Here is an 18,928-nt window from a genome sequence, read left to right on the forward strand (position 1 = left end):
AGTCTCAGTAGTCGTCGTCCCCGTAGACGATCATGCCGCGGATGTTGTTGCCCGCCAGCATGTCGTCGTAGGCCTCGTTGATCTGGTCGAGTCGGTAGGTGTTGGTCACCAGGTCGTCGAGGTTGAGCTTGCCGGCCCGATACTCGTTCAGGAGCGCCGGAACCTGGGTGCGGGGGCTCGCACCGCCGAAGATGGCGCCCTGCACGCGCTTCTGCATGAGGGTGAGATCGAAGAGGTTCATCTGGGCGTCCATGGACGCGAAGTTGCCCATGCCCACGACAACGACCTGTCCCGCCTTGCCGGTGAGAGCCAGAGCCGGGGCGATCATCGACCCGTCGATCTCACCCACCGTGAGGATGGTCGTGTTGGCCATCTTGCCCCAGGTGATGTCACCGATCGCCTCGAGCGCCGCCTCCATCGACGGGAACGTGTGTGTCGCACCCAGCTTTTCGGCCATCTGCAACTTGAACGGCACCGGATCGACGGCAATGACGTTGCGCGCACCGGCCGCCGCGGCACCCTGCACCGAGTTGATACCGACACCACCGATGCCCACGACCACCACGGTGTCACCGGCGTGGGTGCCACCGATCTCGACGGCCGAACCCCAGCCGGTCGCCACACCACAACCGAGCAGTGCAGCCGTCTGGAGGGGGATGTCGTCCTCGATCTTGACCAGCGACGCCTGGTTGACCGTGATGTACGGGGCGAAGGTGCCGAGCATGCACATCTGCACCAGGGGGACCCCGTCGTGGGTGTACGCGCGGTTGGTGTCGTCGGCGATGGACAGACCGGTCAGGAGCCGCGCGCCCTCGTCGCAGATGTTCTGCTGACCGCGTGAGCACGGCTCGCACGTGCCGCACGCGGGGATGAAGGCGGTGACGACGTGGTCACCCTCCTTGAGGCGGGTGACACCCGGGCCCACCTTGGTGACGATGCCGGCGCCCTCGTGACCACCGAGAACCGGCATGGGTGCCGGGCTGTCGCCGGTCCGCAGGTGGTGATCCGAGTGACACAGACCCGAGCTGACGAGTTTGACCTGGACTTCGCCCGCGACCGGATCACCGAGCTCGAACTCCTCGATCTTCCACTCTTCGCCCGGATTGCGCAGAACTGCACCTTTGGTCTTCATTCGTGCTCCTCGCTCGTGCTACCCCGAATCGGGGCGTCAGATATCGCCGTCTGCTTATGCGACGTAGATCACATGGTGGTCCACCGATGACACCTTCGCAGGCGTTTCACGCAATCCATGGCACAGGATTGGGGGTGACGTTCCAGCCGAGGATTTCGTGGCGGGCGCGACCGCTGTCCCGGCGGCCGGGAACCGCTGCACAGTCGACGGCGAAAGACGCACAGTCGACGAACGAGGCGCACCGTCGACGACGGGTCCGAAGCGACGACGGCGCCGGACGGTCGGCATCACACCGCAAAGTACCTCGGCGACAACAGAGTTGGCCGATCTCATGTCTGCGGATCGAGGAACGGGTTAGCGTCGGGGTATTCCACTTCCGAAGTGTCTGGCTGGTGATCTCATGACTCTCATCGAACACAAAGCGGAGGGCCGGCAGGACTTCTCGTCATTGCGACAAGGCGGTCTCAACTGGGACTCGTTTCCGTTGCGGCTCTTCGTGAAAGGCAATGCCCGGTTCTGGGACCCGGTCGCCATCGACTTCGCGCAGGACGCTCAGGACTGGGCCGAGCTCACCGACGAGCAGCGGCGGAGTGCCACCTATCTGGTGAGTCAGTTCATCGCCGGCGAGGAGGCGGTCACCCAGGACATCCAGCCGTTCATGAAGGCGATGGCGACCGAGGGACGCTTCGGTGACGAGATGTACCTGTCCCAGTTCTGCTTCGAGGAGGCCAAGCACACCCAGGTGTTCCGGCGATGGATGGACGCCGTCGGCCTCACCGGCGACCTCCAGAACTTCGTCAGCGCGAATCCGTACTACCACCAGCTGTTCTACGAGGAGCTGCCGGCGTCCCTGCACATCCTCGACCACGACCCGTCGCCACGGAACCAGATCCGCGCCAGCGTCACCTACAACCACGTGATCGAGGGCAGCCTGGCACTCACCGGTTACCACGCGTGGCAGAAGGTCTGCACCCAGCACGGGATCTTCCCCGGGATGCAGAAGCTGATCCGGTTCATCGGCGACGACGAGCGCCGGCACATGGCGTGGGGAACCTTCACGTGCCGCCGGCACGTGGCCGCCGATGACTCGCTCTGGGACGCCGTCGGCGAACGCATGAACGAGCTGCTGCCGCTCGCCCTGGGCATGATCGAGTGGGTCAACCAGCAGTTCGAGGTCCAACCCTTCGGCCTCGACAACGACGAGTTCCTGGCCTATGCCGCCGACCGCGCCCAGCGCCGGCTGTCGGCCATCGAGTCCGCCCGGGGCCGCCCGGTCACCGAGATCGACCTCGACTACTCCCCCGAGGTCCTCGAAGACCAGTTCGGCGAGGACGACGCCATCCGCCTGCAGATGTGACAGTCCCTCCGCCCACCGCTGGTCGAGCCCCCCACCGCTGGTTGAGCCGGCACCGAGCGCAGCCGCCGGGCCGAGCAAGCGACGAAGGAGCGCGTCGAGGTCGAGGCGCCGAGTCGAAGCCACAAGGCGACCCGCACGCCGGCCGGACCGTCAGCGCAGATCGAGGTCGATGACGTCCCGGCTGCGGGATTCCACGAGCCGTCGGTCGTGGCTCACCAGCAGCAGCCCTGCCCCGTCGGCGACGAGGTCGTCGAGCAGCGCCGTCACCGAGCGCGTCGCCATGGGGTCCAGCATCGCGGTCGGTTCGTCGCACAGCACGATCCGCGGCCCCTGCACCACGAGCCGCCCGATGCATGCCCGCTGCAACTGGCCGTCGCTCACCTGCGCGGGGTAACGGTCGAGCAGCGAACTGTCGAGACCGACCCGGGTTGCCACCGACTCGATGTCGCAGGTACGTCCGGCAATTGTCGCGGGTTCGGCGACGATCCGGCGCAGTGTCCAGCGCGGATTGGTGACCAGGCGCGGATGCTGGGCCAGCAGACCGACATCCCCGGGCCGCCGGCGGTCCCCGCGCCACTCGACCGTCCCGCCCGCGGGGGCGGTGAGACCCGCGAGGATGCGCAGCAGCGTCGTCTTGCCGCTCCCCGATCGTCCGACGACCCCGGTCACCGCCCCGGGTCCGACGGCGACGTCGAGGCCGTCGAACACGACCGTGTCATCGAAGTGAGCGCTCAACCCCGTACCGACGAGGAGCTCGCCGGTGTTCACGACGCAGCCTCGAAGAATCCGGCGACATAGGCGTCGTCGGAGTCCGCGATCTGATCGAGCCGGCGCTGCTCGACAATCCGCCCCGCACGCATGACGGCCACCGAATCGCACCCGAGCCGCATCGTCTCGACGTCGTGTGTGATGACCAGGACCGCAGCGCCTTCCCGAGCGGCGGAGGCGAGGAGTTCCCAGACGGAGGCGGCGAGCTCCGAGTCGAGCGCCGAGGTCGGCTCGTCGGCGACGATCATGTCCGGGTTTCCGGCCAGCGCCACCGCGATTGCGGCGCGCTGTGCCATACCGCCGGACAGTTCGTGGGGATACGACCGGAGTGCATCGGGGTCGAGGTGTACGCGCCGGCACAACTCGACGGCATCGGACGTGCCGCCCAGGACGCCGATGACCTCGTCGAGCTGGGCGCCGATCGTGCGCACCGGAGTGAAGGATGTCGCGGCGGACTGCGGGACGAACCCGATGCGGTGCCCACGCAACCTGCGCCAGCGCGGGTCGTCGACCAGCGCGTCGTCGCGGAACTGCTCGTCGTCGATCCGCAGACTTCCGCTCGCGGTCGACCCGGGAGGCAGGAGTCCGGTCAGCACGGAGGCGATCATCGATTTTCCGCAACCGGACTCGCCCACGAGCGCGGTCATCGATCCGGCGGGTACCTCGAGGGTCACCGCGTCGAGGACCCGCACCAACGACCGGCGCCAGCGGTCACGGATGGCGATGTCGACGGTGATGTTCTCGACCGCGATACTCATCGCCACACCCCGCCGGCCGGCGGCAGGGTGGCCCTGCGCAGAGTCGACGCCGCGGCCGCGCACGCCAGCGCGGTGACCATCAGTGCGACTCCTGGCACCACCAGCGTCCACCACGCACCGGTCAGGACGTCGCCGCGTGCCTGTCCGAGAAGGGTGCCCAGACTCGCGGCATCGGGTGAGAGGCCGACGCCCAGGAACGACAGGGTCGTCTCATGCCACACCGCGTGCGGCAGCAGCACGGTCATCGCCACCAGCACCTGACCGCTGACGGCCGGGAGGAGGTGCCGGGTGGCCACGAATGTCCGCGACGCCCCGGCAAGCCGCGACGCCTCCACCCATCCGGCAGAGGTGACCTCGAGCAGTTCGGCCCGCACGACGCGAGCCACCGCAGGCCAATGCGTCAACGCGATGGAGGCGATGATCGCGACCGGCTCACCCCGCCACATCGCCGCGATGACCACGCCCACCACGAGGTGCGGAAGTGCGTTGACGCCGTCGACGACCCGCATCACGATCGCGTCGACCCAACCGCCCGCGGTGACCGAACCGATGCCGATCATCAGTCCGAGCGCAGTCGCGAGAACCGCGCAGGCAGCTGCGATCAGCAACGAGATGCGCAGCCCCTCCGCTGTTCTGACCCCGAGGTCGTACCCCGAGTGGTCGGTGCCGAGCAGCGACTCGCCACCGGGAGCCTGGAGGGACCTCGCGAAATCGGCGGTCTGTTCACCGGCGATCAGCGGCCAGCCGACTGCGACGAGGACCATCACCGCGATCACGATCCAGGGGGCGAGGAACCGTAGTCGGAACGCGAACTCGGCGCGGCGGCCCGATGCGGAATGCTGATGCGCCGCCAATGCCGTCATGCGACCATGCCGATCCGTGGGTCCACCCACACCGCGGCCGCATCGGAGAGCGCGGAGCCGAGCAGTACGAGCAGAGCTGATCCCACCGCCAACGCGGCAAGTAACGAGAAATCGAGCGCGACAGCGGAATCCACGAGTGACTGCGCCAGACCCGGCCAGCCGAACACCGTTTCGACGATGGCCGCCCCGGCGATCAATTCCGGCAGGCGAGTGCCGAGGAGTGCCAGCGTCGGCAGCACCGACACCGGAACAACGTGGCCTCGCAGCAGTGCCCAGCCACTGACACCGCGCGCGCGAGCGCCGTTCACGGCGTCGGATGCCGCGGCGTCGACGACCGCGGATCTCATGGTGAGCAGCAACCACGGGATCATCGACAACGTCAGCGCGACGTACGGCAGGACCGCGTGGGTCAGCAGACCGTCGAGCGAATAGTCGTCGCCGGGACGACGGGCGCCCGAGGTGGGCAACCACCCCAGACCTACCGCGAACACGCTGACCAGGACGAGCGACACCACGAAGGGCGGGGTCGCGGCGAGGAGTGCGGCCGTTGCCGTGCACGCGCGATCGAGGATTCCGCCCCGGCGCATCCCGATGACAGCCCCGCCCAGGACAGCGATCACCGCCGCCGACACGAGCGCCGCGAGTGACATCCCGAGCGTGAACGGCCAGCGCTCGGCGATGACGTCGGCGACGGGCTGACCTCGTGTCGACGACCAGCCCAGATCGCCGTGCAGCAGTGCGCCCCACCAGTTCCACCACGCCTGCAGCCAGTGCTGGTCGAGGTCGTAGGCGGCCGTGACCGCGTCGCGCTGAGACTGGGTAGCGGACTGGTAGTTGTCACCGAGATGGGCGGTCAGGGGGTCGAAGGGCGACGCCGCGGCGATGGCGAAGATGCCCAGCGACACCAGGATTGCCGTGGGAACCATCAGCGCGACACGACGCGCCAGCAGCCGGCCGACAGCCCGCACCCGCGAGCGGCGACGCGATGGCCTCTCGCCCAGCGGTTTCCCGGGTGTCTTCGCCACATCCGGGCGTCGGGCTCCGGCCGCTGCGGTTACACCCGTCCCCAGCAGCGCCGCATCCCGTGTGCCTGACCGTGTCATGAGGTTCCGCTCGGGCGGGGCCCACCCGACGGGGTCACCCCTGCTGACGCCACGACGGCATGTTCCACCACGGCCCCCACGAGACGCCGTGCGAGTGCGGTTCGAGAATCGGGGCGTCATGCTGCCAGCCCGCGCTTCGCGATGCGTACGTGTGGTGCAGGAAGGCCAGGAAGACATACGACGGCTGCTGCTCGTAGATCTGCTGGATCCGCTTGTACCGGGCATCGTTCTCGGGGCCGGGCGCACTCTCGCGTGCCTCGTCGAGCAGCGCGTCGAGTCCAGGCGCGGTGAAGTTGCCCGGGTTGGAGTACGGCGAGGAATCGGGCACGCGGATGTGCAGGGTGTCGTACACCTGGGAGTCGATGCTGTACGGCGTCGCCCCGCCACCGAGCAACACACCGGCGGAGGTCATCTTCGTCTCGATCTCGTCCCACGACGTTCCCCGGGTCAGGACTTCGACCCCGATGGCCTTCATCTGCGCCGCGAACGCCACCGCGAGGTCGCGCCGCAGCGTGTCCTCGGCGTTGTAGAGCAGCGGGAACGACGCACGATCGGCGCCTCGAGCGCGGACGCCGTCGTCGCCGATGCGCCATCCCGCGGCATCGAGGGCCGCCGCAGCCGCGTCGGTGTCGAACGGGAACTGCGCGCCCTGGTCGTAGACCTCCTCACCGTAGACCGACGCGATCGGCGTGCTGGCCGCTTCTCCTTTGCCGATCAGGACGTCGTCGACGACGGCGCGCCGGTCCACACCCAGGTTCATCGCCCGTCGTGCGGCGGGGTCGGCGGTGAACGCGTTGGCGCTGGGCAACGAGACACCGCGCCAGTCAGCGGATTTCACCGCGACGACGTCGATACCGTCGCGGCCGGCCAGGCTCTCGGCCGCTCGGGGTGGCAGATTGGCGCCGTCGATCTCGCCGGTGGTGATGCGCTGTGCCCGTGTGTTGTCATCGGGCACATGGGAATACACCAGGCGTGTCACCGACGGCTGCTCACCCCAGTAGCCCTCACGCGCCACAAGGACGGCCTGATCGGGTTCGAGCGAGTCCAGTACGTAGGCGCCCGTACCGACCGGTGCCGTGTTCAGCGCCCACTCGGCGGCAGGCTTCGCTTCCACCTTCTCCGAGGGCACGATCCCGAGGAGCAGATACGGCGACGGGTCGGCCTCGGTGTTCATCCGCACCGTGACGGCCTGCGGCCCATCTGCTTCGATCGCGACGATCGGGGCGAAATCGGTCGAGATGTCGGACGCGACCTGCGGATCGACGACCGCGCCGTACGTCGCCACGACGTCGGCGGAGTCGAACGCGGTGCCATCGGAGAACGTCACACCCGATCGCAGCGGTACCCGCCAGGTGCGCGGCCCGACTCGTTCGGGCTCCGACTCGGCGAGCGATGCCACAAGATCGGGCACCCGGTCGTCACCGTCGGCCGCCGGGCTCAGCAAACCGTCGTAGATCGGCGAGACGCCGAGTTGTCCATACCCGAGCATGGGGTTGAAGTCGCCGAGGTCCTGACCTTCGCCGAGGACGATCTGATCTGTCGCCGTTGTCCCATCCGACGAGGAACAGCCGGCGAGCGCGGCGGTCGCGATCAGCGCGGCCGCGCCTGCGATGGCGATCCCGCGGATCGTCGACGTCGTTCTCCCAACACCTGTGCGCACAGACATATGTTCTCCCAGACACACGTTTGCCGCCACCCGACAGGGCGGTGAACGATCGGCGTACAACTATTGCTATGTCGCCGGAACCATCAGGAGGCCCGATGACCGATTTCGACGCGGATTCCTGGGCCGCGCGGTTCATGCTGCTCAGCGACCCGAACCGGCTCCGTCTCGTCGCCGAGATGCACGCGCGCCCGGGTTCCACGGTCGCCGAACTGGCCTCCCGCATCGGCGTCACCGAGAACGCCGCGTCGCAGTCGATCCGCAAGCTGCGCGACCAGGGGTGGGTCCGCTCGGAGAAATCCGGACGGGCGGTCCACTACGAGGTCGTCGGCGACGCGATCGTGCACCGCATCCTGCACGACATCATCGGGGTCGGGCATCTGACCTCAGCGGATCGGCCGGATCACGCCCACCCGGTGACAACGGATTAGAACACGTTCTAGTCTGGTCGACGTGGATGTCACCTTCGATGCGACCAAACGGGAACTGACGACCGACCAGGGCACGCTGCGCTACCACGAGGCCGGTGACGCCGACGCGCCGCCGTTGATCCTGTTGCACGGGTCCGGCCCCGGCGTGACCGGCTGGCGCAACTACCGCGGGAACCTCGGACACTTCGCTCAGACGCACCACTGTTTCGTTCTCGAGTTCCCCGGCTTCGGGGTGAGCGACGCCGTCGAGGGCCACCCGGTGCTCACCGCCGGCGGTTCGGTCATCCGGTTCATGGACGCGCTCGGCATCGACAAGGCCGCGATGATCGGCAACTCGATGGGCGGCGTCGTCGGCGTCAACTTCGCTATCAAGAAGCCCGAGCGTGTCGAGAAGCTCGTGACCATCGGCGGCGTCGGCCCGAATGTGTTCAGCCCCAGCCCCAGCGAGGGCCTGCGGTTGCTGCAGGAGTTCACCGACGCCCCGGACAAGGACAAATTGGTCCGCTGGCTGAACTCGATGGTCTTCGATCGCTCCCTGGTCACCGAGGAGCTCATCGCCGAGCGCTGGGAGGCGGCGATCAATCCCGACGCGCAGAAAACCGCGCAGATGATGTACGGCTCAGCGGCATTCGAGATGCAGCAGCAGTTCATGGCCGCGTCCGACAACCCGCCGTACTGGGCGTCGATGCACAAAGTCGCCTGCCCGACGCTGCTGACCTGGGGCCGCGACGACCGCGTCAGCCCACCCGACATGGCGATGGTCCCGATGCGCCTGATCCCCGACGCCGAGCTGCACATCTTCCCGAGATGCGGACACTGGGTGATGATCGAGGCGAAGGCCGCCTTCGAGGCGACGGTGGGAGCCTTCCTCGCCCGATGATTGCTTGTGGTCGAGTCGCGCCGCCGGGCGTCGTCACCCCCGCGACCACAACAGGTACCCGACCGCAATGGCGAACACGCCAGGACCCAGACACACCAGGTGATCGCGGGTCACCGCCTCGTCGAGGTCGGCTTCGGAGAATCCGGCACGCACGGCGTGCTCGCGCAGGATCAGGCCGGAACGATCGGTGGGTATCGGGATCACGAACAGTTGGACGTGCCTCGGCGCCCATCGGTTCCATCGGGATTCGTGACGGCCGACATTCCGTTGCATCCGGGCGCGTGACGACCTACCCAGGGGCCGACGCCGAGGATGCGCCCCGAGTAAGCGGTCGGGCCCGCGATCCCTCCGCTCCCTGAGCTGAGGAGCGCCCGGAGCTTGCGGAGGGCGCATCACGAAGGGTCACCCCCGCACTCGCCGTTATTCCGTTGCGCCCCAGCGCACGACGCTGGCATAGTTCCCGTTCGGCACGAGGACCAGCAGACCGGAGCGGGGTACCGCAAAGTGTTTCTGCGCGTCGGAATCCTCGTCCGCCTTCAGATGGCAAGTGGGATACATCCCGAGCAGGTTCGAGTCCTGACACGGCACCGCTCCCGGGAGCACGGGCCGGGCCGGTCTTGTGGTCGTCGTCCGAGTCGTCCGCGACTCCGCGGCGAACCCCACCGGCTGGTCCACCCGCGAGCGGTGTCGCCATCCGAACCCACACCCGACCCGACAAGCATTGCGACGCAACGGAAGGAGGATCGCCATGCTGTTCCACAACCGAATCACCGTCCCGCCGGGCCACACCGTGCTGGCCTACCGGGGTACTGCCGTCCAGGCACTGCCCGCCGGCCGCCACCGTGTGCGCAAGCCTGACGCCACGTTCGACGTCGACCTGCGCGAGCGACTGATCCCCGTCGCGCCGCAGGAGATACTCACCGCCGACTCCATGTCGGTCCGTGTCTCGATGACGTTGCGCGCCTGCGTGATCGACGCGGTAGCCTTCGTCGAGCGGTCTGCCGACCCGATCGGCGCGGTCTACCTGGCCGCGCAGGTCGCGCTGCGCGAGGTCTGCGCCGGCGTGGGTTCGGACGACCTCATCCGTCGCGGCGACACCGTCGACGTCACGCCGATCCGCGCCGCGGCTGCCGAGGTAGCCGGCACCGTCGGTCTGGAGGTTCTCGAGGTCGTCTGTCGCGACGTCATCGTCCCGGCCGAGGTCCGCACCGCGGCCCTCGAGGTGATCACGGCGAAGACCCGCGGTCAGGCCAAGCTCGAGGCGGCACGCGCGGAGACCGCCGCGCTGCGCGCGCTGGCCAACGCGGGCCGGTTGCTCGATGCCCACCCGGCACTGGCCCAGCTGCGCCTCGTCGAGTCGGTGCCGTATGGCGCCCGCGTCGTCCTCAGCGTCGGCGGTGCCGAGGTGGCGACCGAGGACTGAGCCTTCCCGCGGTCCCGTCTCCGTCCCGCTGATCGGATCAGATCAGCGGGATGGAAATGGCCACGCGGGAACGGTTTTGGCACAACAAGGCCCCGGCCGGAACGAATCCGGCCGGGGCCCTTGTTGTCTGCTGGTCACCCAGCGAAATCCCTACTTCGCAGCGAGGTTTTCGTTGGTCAGCTTGGTGACACCCTGCTCGGCCTTCTCGACCAGCGAGGCCGGCGGCTCGAAGTGCTTGCCGTACTTGCCCGCGAGTTCCTTGGCACGCGCGACGAAGCCGGGCACGCCACCCTCGTAACCGTTGATGTACTGGATGACACCACCGGTCCAGGCCGGGAAGCCGATGCCGAAGATCGAACCGATGTTGGCGTCCTCGACCGAGGTGAGCACACCTTCGTCGAAGCACTTGACGGTCTCGAGGGACTCGGCGAAGAGCATGCGCTCCTTCATGTCCTCGAGCGGGATCTCCGTGGTGCCCGACTTGAAGTGCTCATGCAGACCCGGCCAGAGCTGGGTGCGCTTGCCGTTCTCGTCGTAGTCGTAGAAGCCCTTGCCGTCCTTCTTGGCGGTGCGGCCGTTCTCGACCATCCAGTCGACGACCGCGTTCGAGCCGTGCTGCGGAAATTCCTTGCCCTCGGCCTTGGCCGCTGCCTCGGTCTCCTTGCGGATCTTCTGCGGCAGGGTCAGGGTCAGCTCGTCCATGAGCTGCAGCGGCGCGGCCGGGTAGCCGGCCTGGGTGCCCGCATGCTCGATGAACGCCGGCTCGACGCCCTCGCCGACGGCCGCGATGGCCTCGTTGACGAAGGTGCCGATGACGCGGCTGGTGAAGAAGCCACGGCTGTCGTTGACGACGATCGGGGTCTTGCGGATCGCCAGCGTGTAGTCGATGACCTTGGCCAGCACGGCATCCGAGGTCTTCTCACCCTTGATGATCTCGACCAGCGGCATCTTGTCGACCGGCGAGAAGAAGTGGATTCCGATGAAGTCCTCGGAACGCTTCACACCCTCGGCGAGGATGGTGATCGGCAGCGTCGAGGTGTTGGAACCCAGGACGGCGTCGGGCTCGACGATGTCCTCGATCTCCTGGAACACCTTGTGCTTGACCTCGACCGACTCGAAGGCGGCCTCGATGACGAGGTCGACGCCCTTGAAGTCGGCGGCATCGACGGTCGGGTGGATACGGGCGAGCAGCGCGTCGCTCTTCTCCTGGGTGGTCTTGCCCTTGGCGAGAGCCTTCTCCTCGAGCTTCTCCGAGTAGCCCTTGCCACGCTTGGCGGCGTCGAGGTCGATGTCCTTGAGGACGACCTCGATGCCGGCCTTCGCCGACACGTAAGCGATTGCCGCGCCCATCATTCCGGCGCCGATGACGCCGACCTTCTTGGCGGTGAACTTGTCGTAACCCTCGGGGCGCGAGCCGCCGCCGTTGATGTGCTGCAGGTCGAAGAAGAACGCCTTGATCATGTTCTGCGCGACCTGGCCGGTGACCAGCGAGACGAAGTAGCGGGTCTCGATGATGTCGGCGGTGTCGACGTCGACGTAGGCGCCCTCGACCGCGGCGGCCAGGATGGCGCGCGGAGCCGGCATGTTGGCGCCCTTGATCTGCTTGCGCAGCAATGCCGGCAGAGCCGGGAGGTTCGCGGCGAACGCCGGGTTGGTGGGGGCACCGCCCGGGATCTTGTAACCCTTGACGTCGAACGGCTGCTGAGCCTCGGGGTTCTCCTTGATCCATGCCTTCGCGGCGGGGATCAGTTCCTCGATGGAGCCGACGACCTCGTTGACCAGGCCGGTCTCCTTGGCCTTGGTCGGGTTGAAGCGCTGGCCCTGAAGCAGGACACCCATGAGGGCGTTCTGGATACCGAGCAGACGGACGGTACGCACGACGCCACCGCCGCCGGGCAGCAGGCCGAGGGTCGCCTCGGGCAGGCCGATCTGAACACCCTTGACGTCCGCGGCGATGCGGTAGTGGGTGTGCAGCGCGATCTCCAGGCCGCCGCCGAGTGCGGCACCGTTGATGGCCGCGACGACCGGCTTGCCCAGGGTCTCGAGACGACGCAGCACCTTCTTCATGGCGTTGGTGGTCTCGGTGATCTGCGTGGCGATCTCCTCCTTGGAGACACCGCTGCGATCGCTCGTCATGTCCTTGAGGTCGCCGCCGGCGAAGAAGGTCTTCTTCGCGGAGGTGAGGACGACACCGGTGATGTCGTCCTTCTCGGCCTCCAGGCGATCGACGGTCGCGGCCATCGACTCCTGGTACAGCGCGTTCATCGTGTTGGCGCCCTGGTTGGGGTCGTCCATGGTCAGGATGACGACGCCATCGGCGTCCTTCTCCCAGTTGATCATGTTGTCACTCATGGTGATTCGCAGAGTTCTTTCTCGTGAAGTGGTCATCGCTGCCCCCTGAGGAGCGAGCGAAGCGACGCGCCCGTCGCCCCCTGAGGAGCGAGCGAAGCGAGCCTCGAAGGGTCAGAGACGCTCGATGACGGTCGCGACGCCCATGCCGCCACCGATACAGAGGGTGATCAGGCCGTAGCGGCCGCCGGTGCGCTCGAGCTCGTCGAGGCAGGTGCCGTAGATCATCGCGCCGGTGGCACCGAGCGGGTGACCCATGGCGATCGCGCCGCCGTTCACGTTGACCTTCTCGTGCGGGATCTTCAGATCCTTCATCCACTTCATGACGACCGAGGCGAAGGCCTCGTTCAGCTCGAACACGTCGATGTCGTCAACCGTCAGGCCGGCCTTCTTCAGAGCCAGCTCGGTGGCCGGAGTCGGGCCGGTGAGCATGATGGTGGGCTCGCTGCCGATCTCGGCGAAGGACACGACGCGGGCGCGCGGGGTCAGGCCGTTGCGCTTGCCCGCCTCCTCGCTGCCGACGAGCACGAGGCCCGAACCGTCGACGATGCCGGAGCTGTTGCCGCCGGTGTGGACGTGGTTGATCTTCTCGACGCTCGGGTACTTCTGCAGTGCCACGTCGTCGAAGCCGGCCATGTCGGCCAGGGCGGCGAAGGCGGCCTTCAGCTTGCCGAGGCTCTCGACGGTGCTGCCGGGACGACGGTGCTCGTCGTGATCGAGGACGGTGACGCCGTTGATGTCCTTGACCGGAACCACGGACTTGGTGAAGTAGCCGCTGTTCCATGCCTTTTCGGCACGAGCCTGCGACTCGGCCGCGTAGGCGTCGACATCCTCGCGCGAGAAGCCCTCGATGGTGGCGATCAGGTCGGCACCGATGCCTTGCGGGACGATGTAGTGGTCGTATGCGGTGGCCGGGTCGGTGAACAGCGCACCGCCGTCGCTGCCCATCGGGACGCGCGACATCGACTCGACGCCACCGGCGAGAACCAGGTCGTCGAAGCCGGAGGCGACCTTGGCCGAGGCCAGGTTGACGGCCTCCAGACCCGAGGCGCAGAAGCGGTTGATCTGGGTTCCCGGGACGGTCTCGGGGAGACCGCTGTTGAGGGCGGCGGTGCGCGAGATGACCGCGCCCTGCTCGCCGACCGGGGAGACGACACCGAGGATGACGTCGTTGACGTCGGCCGGATCGAGGCCGCCGTGACGCGACAGGACCTCGTTGATGAGACCGGAGACCAGGTCGACCGGCTTCACGCTGTGCAGCGAACCGCCGCGCTGCTTGCCACGAGGCGTACGGATCGCCTCGTAGATGAATGCTTGATCAGGCACGAAAGTGTTCCTTTCACACGAACCACTGGTTGGTTACCCACCGAGGCTAACGCGGAATAACTAGTTTGGCTATACCCGGTGGTCAAGAGGTCTGGCGTTCTGTCGAATGTGCGCTATGGTCTGTTCACCATGCCTGACCGCAAACCCGCCACCCGCACCAGGGGCGCCGACCGCAAACGACAGCTCGTCGACTCCGCGGCCGCGCTCTTCCTCCAGCGTGGGTATGCGCAGGTCTCGCTGGCCGACATCGCGCGCTCGGCGGGGGTCACCGCGCCGTCGGTGTACCGGCATTTCGACGACAAGCAGTCGCTGCTGGCCGCGGCGGTCCTGGCCGGCGTCGACGATCTCGAGTCCTGCACCGACCGGGCGCTCGCCGACGGCGTCGACGCGAACTCGCTGATCTCGACGGTCTGCGACCTGGCCGTCCAGCGTCCCCAAGCGGCATCGCTGTGGCGATGGACCAGCAACTACCTCACCACCGAACAGAACAAACTGGTGGCAGTCCGCACCCGCGAGGTGATCGGCCACTGGGCGTCGGCGCTCGCCGCCCGGCGCACGGATCTGACCGACCGTGAGGCCGTGCAGTTGGCGTGGGCGGTATTGAGCGTCAGCGGCAGCCTCACCGTGCACCACACCCGCATGTCCGGGGCGCGTGCACGTGACGAGATCGAGAAGCTCATCCGCCGAATTCTCGCCCTGAGCCCCGCTGCGGCACCGCCGTTCGCGACGTCGCCGACGGTCACCTCCGTGCCCGGTTCGCGGCGTGACGAGATCCTCGACGCCGCAGCCGAGTTGTTCGCCGACCGCGGCTACACCGATGTCGGCGTCGACGAGATCGGCGGCGCCGTCGGCATCGCGGGTCCCAGTGTCTACAAACATTTCCCGTCGAAGCTGGCCATCCTCGTCGCCATCGGACAGCGTAGCGGCGCGCGCCTGGAGGCGGGGGTGATGGCGGCCTACGGCGCCACCTCGGACCCCGCGAAATTGCTTGCCTCGCTCGTCGATTCGTATGTCGACGTGATCACCAGCACCCCGGATCTGTCGGTGAGCTTCAACAACTCCCCCGCGCTCGCCGGACAAGCGAGCGCCACCGATCTCGTCGACGTGCAGCGACGTTATGTGGCGCGCTGGGTGGATCTGCTCATGCAAGTCGATCCGGAGATCAAGCGCGATCAAGGCGCGGTCGCCGTGCACGCGGCGCTCTCGATCGTCAACGACGCCGTGCGCATGCGACGCGGCTCGAAGAGTCCGCAGTTCGCCGCGCGGATGGCGTACCTCATGAAGGGCGTGCTCGCGCTCTGATCCGCGCCGACGCGGAGTGCGCTGATTCGTGCCGCGGCTCAGATGAACCGACGCTGTCCACGTTGTAACGTCCGGCACGAGAGAGGGGGCACGATGTCGGTAGCTGTGGATGACGGTTCCGGATCCAAGCGCGCGCAGATTTTGACCGTCGCGACAGAACACTTCGGCACAGTCGGTTACGAACACACGAAGTGGGCATCGATCGCCGACGAGGTCGGCATCGGACAGACCGCGCTCTACCACTATTTCGAGTCGAAGGCACACTGTCTTCTGACCATCATGCGCATCCAGCTCGCCGATTCGATCGAGCGATTCCGAGCAGGGACCGCCGGTATTCCTGACCCGGTTGAAGCCTTCGGCTCAGCAGTTGCGTCATCGCTGCGCGGGGAAACCGTCGACGTGCTGCAGCGACGAATAGTCCAGAACCAGATTGTCATCCTGGGTACTCCTCGCCGGTCGGACGGAGAAGAGGCCGAACGCGTCCGGTCGCGCGAACTGGTCGCCGAGATCGAGAGCAACTGGGCACACCTGATCAAGCGTGGAATGGACGCCGGCGATTTCGTCGACGGGGACGCCATGCTCCAGGCGCGTCTCGTACTGGGCGTCCTGGGGAGTGTGTGGCGCTGGTACCGCCCGGGTGGCCCGTTGTCTCTCAACGACGTGATCCGCACGGTATCGGACGCGACGATGCGGATGCTCTCCGCGCGTTAGACCGACCCTGCCGGACCGGTCTGCCCGCTATGCTGAGCCGACGCCGGAGATGGGACTCGGATCGGATGAACGACGCCTCGGAAGCGCGGGACCGCCCCCGCTACACTCGCGACGAACTGGTCGCCGAACTCGGACTGTCCGCTGATTTCGCCGAGAAAGCTTGGAATGCATTCGGTTTCGTGCGTCAACCGTCCTCGGACAAGGTTTTCTCCGATCGCGACCTCGCCGCGCTCCGGATGTTCGCATCCTCTTCGGCGGCGATGCCGGAGACCAGCCAGATCGCGATGGCCCGGGCAATCGGACAGACGATGTCCCGACTCGCGGAGTGGGAGGCCGACCTGCTGCGTGACATCGTCGACGACCCCGCGGTGCCGTGGGACTTCGACCAGATGAGCCTCGCGCTCGGCCAGATCCAGCAACTCATCTGGCGTCGGCACATGGCGCAGGCGATCGAGCGTCACACCGATCACTCCGACGACGAGGAGATCGACCTGATCGTCGGATTCGCCGACATCGTTGGTTACACAAGCCTTTCCCGGCGTATCGATCTGAATGACCTGGAGTCCCTGCTCGGTTCGTTCGAGGACGACACCTTCGACGTGGTCGTGGATCATGGTGGTCGCGTCATCAAGACGCTCGGCGACGCGGTGATGTTCACCTTCGACGACGCACCCGCCGCCGCGAGTGCCGCGCTCGAGATCCATCAGCTCTCCACGGACGACAGTCTTCCGCCGTTGCGTGTCGGCATGGCGCGCGGCTCCGTCCTCGCCCGGCTCGGAGACGTCTTCGGCGAGCCGGTGAACATCGCTTCCCGCCTCGCCGGATCCGCCCGTCCCGGAACCACACTCATCGACGACGCGATCGCCGATCAGCTCGGCGGTGATGACCGCTTCTACCTCAAATCGATACCGACACTGCGCGTTCGGGGGTACAAGCACCTCAAGGCCCGTGTCCTCGAAGCACACCGCGACGGGCCGCTGAACGACTGACCCACTGGCGAACCTCATTTCGACCGATGGACTTCGATCGAAGTCCATCGGTCGAGTTGAGGTTCGCCGGTCAGAGCGACTCATGGCTGTGGATGGTGACGAGCTGTTTGCGCACTGCCCGACTATCGTCATCGGCGAACATTTATGGTGGTTCGCGAAAGCAAAGGGGCAGTTTTGTCTGACTTGGTCGTCGATCCAGCGGCTGTCGGGGCGTCAGCGACAGAGATCTCGAGGTGCGCATCCCGTCTGATGGCACTGGAGCTCACCGCTCATGCCGGACTGGACGGTACGACAGCGACCTTCAGCCAGCTCGCCGGACAGTTCCGCGGGGCTTCGAGCGATATGTCCGCGGTGGCGGCGGGTGCGGACGAACGGATCGCATCCGCGCTGGCCAATGTGTCCGGCACGGTTTCCTCGTTCTCCGAACTGGTGCTCGGTGCCAAAGACACCACCGTCGAGACCGATCAGGCGAGTGCGAGCACGATCAAGGACGCCACGGCGTATCCCGCACGGCAAGGACAGCAGACCGACCACGTGGTCCCGCTCAGCGTTCTGCTGTCGGTCCAATAGGTCGTGCCGCCCAGCTATGACGACGTCATGTCCTGGAACCCCGAGGTCATGACGTCGATCGCGAATGGGATCACTCGACTGCAGGCACATCTGGAGGTCGAGGCACCAAAGGCCGGAGAACCCGTTCTCAACCTGACGCGTGCTCAGTGGACCGGGATGGCTCGAGGTCCTGCCGATGATCGCGCCGAGGGCCTCACCCGGTGGATTCGCGGTGTGGCCGATGAGTTCGGTGATTTGGCTTTCGTACTCACCAACGGACAGAGCAGCATCCGCGACGCGATGAAGGCTCTCGAGACCCGAACCACCCTTGCCGACTCCGACGGTTACATCCTCGATCGTGGAAGCCGCGAATACACGGTCAACTTCGACAAGTCTCGAGCCCCCGACGATGCGGAGTTCGACGCAGGAAAGGCTTTCGAGCACCACTCGGCTCTGCTCGGTCTCGGCACCGCCGCCGACAACGCCGTGACTGCAACCCGAGACGCGATCAACTCCGCGCTCGGTGAACTCGGCGGCATGACACCCGCTGCGAATGCGGTCAACCGCGGGATCGTCGATTCGAGCCTCGCAGCAAGTGATGCGGCCGCTGTACGCAATGGCACGGCCACTCCGGAGCAGCGTGGGCGATTTCTTCGCGCGATGAATCTGACCCCGGAGCAGTTGGAGAAGTTGAAGGCCGGGCAACCCTCGGACCTGGAGCCATCACGCCTCCAGTACGTCCTCAACGCCTTGGGACTTGCGGGCATGGACCCCAGGAGCGCCGCTGTAACTGGCGCCCTCGGTGCTTTGGAGCGGCGCGGGTCAGATATTGAGAATGCGTACGCGAGACAACGACGGTCCGTGGGGCAAGCCGGGATGAGTGCAGACGATGTCGCGCGGTTGAACTCAGTCGGTAGAAACCTGGCTCGGGGCGCATTCTGGGCCGGGATCGGGTACACCGTTGTGGACGAAGGACTCAAGTACGCCCGTGACGAACAGGACGGCGGCGACGCCACAGCGGCCGTCGTCGGCGCAGTAGGTGGCGGGTATGTTGGCGGCGCCTTGGCGGGTGCGGCCATCGGATCATTCGCGGGCCCCGTAGGAACTGCCGTCGGAGCGGGGATCGGCGCTGCACTCGGAAGTCACTATGGCGCAAGTTTCGGCAAATGGGTGAAAGGTAGGTTCGACTAAATGCAGGCTCAAAACTCCCCTAGCCGCCGACACGCACCTCGGCACCGAGCAGAGTCATTCCCACGCGGGTTCGGCTACTGGCTCGGCGGCCTGGAGACCTACACCAGGAACTTCTTGGTGGTGTTGCCATCTG

General features: G+C 66.8%; 18 protein-coding genes. 9 read left to right on the forward strand and 9 right to left on the reverse strand.

Annotated features, from left to right (window positions below; all coding sequences use genetic code 11):
* Positions 1 to 4: 4 nt before the first annotated feature.
* Positions 5 to 1,132 carry an NDMA-dependent alcohol dehydrogenase gene (locus tag B1818_RS15795; protein ID WP_065630320.1) on the reverse strand — a complete coding sequence of 376 codons (1,128 nt, stop codon included), beginning with the start codon at positions 1,130 to 1,132 and terminating at the stop codon, positions 5 to 7.
* Positions 1,133 to 1,532: 400 nt separating this feature from the next.
* Here B1818_RS15795 and B1818_RS15800 point away from each other — a divergent pair, with 400 nt between their 5' ends.
* Complete coding sequence (locus tag B1818_RS15800) at positions 1,533 to 2,489, forward strand: R2-like ligand-binding oxidase (protein ID WP_058252256.1); 957 nt, start codon at positions 1,533 to 1,535, stop codon at positions 2,487 to 2,489.
* A 150-nt stretch (positions 2,490 to 2,639) separates the two neighbouring features.
* Here the strand turns inward: B1818_RS15800 and B1818_RS15805 are convergent, their stop codons facing one another.
* The 5 genes from B1818_RS15805 to B1818_RS15825 form a co-directional block, all read right to left on the reverse strand.
* Complete coding sequence (locus B1818_RS15805; RefSeq protein ID WP_058252257.1) at positions 2,640 to 3,257, reverse strand: ABC transporter ATP-binding protein; 618 nt, start codon at positions 3,255 to 3,257, stop codon at positions 2,640 to 2,642.
* A complete protein-coding gene (locus B1818_RS15810) occupies positions 3,254 to 4,015 on the reverse strand; it encodes an ATP-binding cassette domain-containing protein (protein ID WP_058252318.1) in 762 nt (253 codons plus the stop codon). Before B1818_RS15810 ends, B1818_RS15805 begins: the two co-directional genes overlap by 4 nt.
* Positions 4,012 to 4,779, reverse strand: coding sequence for an ABC transporter permease (locus B1818_RS15815; protein ID WP_231742449.1), 768 nt, complete (start codon positions 4,777 to 4,779; stop codon positions 4,012 to 4,014). The genes B1818_RS15810 and B1818_RS15815 overlap by 4 nt, the downstream gene beginning before the upstream one ends.
* Positions 4,780 to 4,874: 95 nt before the next feature.
* Positions 4,875 to 5,804: an ABC transporter permease gene (locus tag B1818_RS15820; protein ID WP_231742441.1), complete on the reverse strand. Its 930-nt coding sequence runs from the start codon at positions 5,802 to 5,804 to the stop codon at positions 4,875 to 4,877.
* Between the two features lie 211 nt (positions 5,805 to 6,015).
* On the reverse strand, positions 6,016 to 7,647 hold the full coding sequence (locus B1818_RS15825; protein ID WP_078113267.1) for an ABC transporter substrate-binding protein: 1,632 nt from the start codon (positions 7,645 to 7,647) through the stop codon (positions 6,016 to 6,018).
* 95 nt (positions 7,648 to 7,742) lie between these two features.
* Between B1818_RS15825 and B1818_RS15830 the strand changes: the two genes are divergently transcribed.
* Both B1818_RS15830 and B1818_RS15835 read left to right on the forward strand, forming a co-directional pair.
* The gene (locus B1818_RS15830) at positions 7,743 to 8,075 is read left to right on the forward strand and encodes a helix-turn-helix transcriptional regulator (RefSeq protein ID WP_058252260.1); all 333 of its coding nucleotides are present in this window, start codon (positions 7,743 to 7,745) and stop codon (positions 8,073 to 8,075) included.
* Positions 8,076 to 8,097: 22 nt separating this feature from the next.
* Entirely contained in the window at positions 8,098 to 8,955 is an 858-nt protein-coding gene (locus B1818_RS15835) for an alpha/beta fold hydrolase (RefSeq protein WP_078113268.1), read from the forward strand.
* A gap of 33 nt (positions 8,956 to 8,988) precedes the next feature.
* On the opposite strand, the gene B1818_RS15840 is transcribed toward B1818_RS15835, so the two are convergent.
* Positions 8,989 to 9,159, reverse strand: coding sequence for a hypothetical protein (locus B1818_RS15840; RefSeq protein ID WP_165629180.1), 171 nt, complete (start codon positions 9,157 to 9,159; stop codon positions 8,989 to 8,991).
* Positions 9,160 to 9,703: 544 nt separating this feature from the next.
* Between B1818_RS15840 and B1818_RS15850 the strand changes: the two genes are divergently transcribed.
* Positions 9,704 to 10,378, forward strand: a complete 675-nt coding sequence (locus B1818_RS15850; protein WP_078113271.1) for a slipin family protein — start codon at positions 9,704 to 9,706, stop codon at positions 10,376 to 10,378.
* 150 nt (positions 10,379 to 10,528) lie between these two features.
* On the opposite strand, the gene B1818_RS15855 is transcribed toward B1818_RS15850, so the two are convergent.
* A complete protein-coding gene (locus tag B1818_RS15855) occupies positions 10,529 to 12,730 on the reverse strand; it encodes a 3-hydroxyacyl-CoA dehydrogenase NAD-binding domain-containing protein (protein WP_078113272.1) in 2,202 nt (733 codons plus the stop codon).
* Between the two features lie 111 nt (positions 12,731 to 12,841).
* On the reverse strand, positions 12,842 to 14,053 hold the full coding sequence (locus B1818_RS15860; RefSeq protein ID WP_058252264.1) for an acetyl-CoA C-acetyltransferase: 1,212 nt from the start codon (positions 14,051 to 14,053) through the stop codon (positions 12,842 to 12,844).
* 129 nt (positions 14,054 to 14,182) lie between these two features.
* On the opposite strand from B1818_RS15860, the gene B1818_RS15865 reads away from it, so the two are divergent.
* From B1818_RS15865 to B1818_RS15885, 5 genes are all read left to right on the forward strand, one after another.
* Complete coding sequence (locus tag B1818_RS15865; RefSeq protein WP_078113304.1) at positions 14,183 to 15,355, forward strand: TetR/AcrR family transcriptional regulator; 1,173 nt, start codon at positions 14,183 to 14,185, stop codon at positions 15,353 to 15,355.
* A 93-nt stretch (positions 15,356 to 15,448) separates the two neighbouring features.
* Entirely contained in the window at positions 15,449 to 16,066 is a 618-nt protein-coding gene (locus tag B1818_RS15870) for a TetR/AcrR family transcriptional regulator (protein WP_058252265.1), read from the forward strand.
* Positions 16,067 to 16,131: 65 nt separating this feature from the next.
* Positions 16,132 to 17,055, forward strand: a complete 924-nt coding sequence (locus B1818_RS15875) for an adenylate/guanylate cyclase domain-containing protein (RefSeq protein ID WP_065630310.1) — start codon at positions 16,132 to 16,134, stop codon at positions 17,053 to 17,055.
* A 249-nt stretch (positions 17,056 to 17,304) separates the two neighbouring features.
* Positions 17,305 to 17,625, forward strand: a complete 321-nt coding sequence (locus B1818_RS15880; RefSeq protein ID WP_254859712.1) for a hypothetical protein — start codon at positions 17,305 to 17,307, stop codon at positions 17,623 to 17,625.
* A 213-nt stretch (positions 17,626 to 17,838) separates the two neighbouring features.
* On the forward strand, positions 17,839 to 18,795 hold the full coding sequence (locus B1818_RS15885; protein ID WP_254859714.1) for a hypothetical protein: 957 nt from the start codon (positions 17,839 to 17,841) through the stop codon (positions 18,793 to 18,795).
* Positions 18,796 to 18,928: the final 133 nt, after the last annotated feature.

It is taken from the genome of Gordonia sp. IITR100 (assembly GCF_002009645.1).
GTDB classification, from domain to species: Bacteria; Actinomycetota; Actinomycetes; order Mycobacteriales; family Mycobacteriaceae; genus Gordonia; species Gordonia hongkongensis.

Excerpts from the sequence above, each read along its gene's own strand:
- B1818_RS15795 (WP_065630320.1), bottom strand. The coding sequence starts at position 1,132 with ATGAAGACCAAAGGTGCAGTTCTGCGCAATCCGGGCGAAGAGTGGAAG.
- B1818_RS15800 (WP_058252256.1), top strand. The coding sequence starts at position 1,533 with ATGACTCTCATCGAACACAAAGCGGAGGGCCGGCAGGACTTCTCGTCA.
- B1818_RS15810 (WP_058252318.1), bottom strand. The coding sequence starts at position 4,015 with ATGAGTATCGCGGTCGAGAACATCACCGTCGACATCGCCATCCGTGAC.
- B1818_RS15815 (WP_231742449.1), bottom strand. The coding sequence starts at position 4,779 with ATGGTCCTCGTCGCAGTCGGCTGGCCGCTGATCGCCGGTGAACAGACC.
- B1818_RS15820 (WP_231742441.1), bottom strand. The coding sequence starts at position 5,804 with ATGGTTCCCACGGCAATCCTGGTGTCGCTGGGCATCTTCGCCATCGCC.
- B1818_RS15825 (WP_078113267.1), bottom strand. The coding sequence starts at position 7,647 with ATGTCTGTGCGCACAGGTGTTGGGAGAACGACGTCGACGATCCGCGGG.
- B1818_RS15830 (WP_058252260.1), top strand. The coding sequence starts at position 7,743 with ATGACCGATTTCGACGCGGATTCCTGGGCCGCGCGGTTCATGCTGCTC.
- B1818_RS15850 (WP_078113271.1), top strand. The coding sequence starts at position 9,704 with ATGCTGTTCCACAACCGAATCACCGTCCCGCCGGGCCACACCGTGCTG.
- B1818_RS15855 (WP_078113272.1), bottom strand. The coding sequence starts at position 12,730 with ATGAGTGACAACATGATCAACTGGGAGAAGGACGCCGATGGCGTCGTC.
- B1818_RS15865 (WP_078113304.1), top strand. The coding sequence starts at position 14,183 with ATGCCTGACCGCAAACCCGCCACCCGCACCAGGGGCGCCGACCGCAAA.
- B1818_RS15870 (WP_058252265.1), top strand. The coding sequence starts at position 15,449 with ATGTCGGTAGCTGTGGATGACGGTTCCGGATCCAAGCGCGCGCAGATT.
- B1818_RS15875 (WP_065630310.1), top strand. The coding sequence starts at position 16,132 with ATGAACGACGCCTCGGAAGCGCGGGACCGCCCCCGCTACACTCGCGAC.
- B1818_RS15880 (WP_254859712.1), top strand. The coding sequence starts at position 17,305 with ATGGCACTGGAGCTCACCGCTCATGCCGGACTGGACGGTACGACAGCG.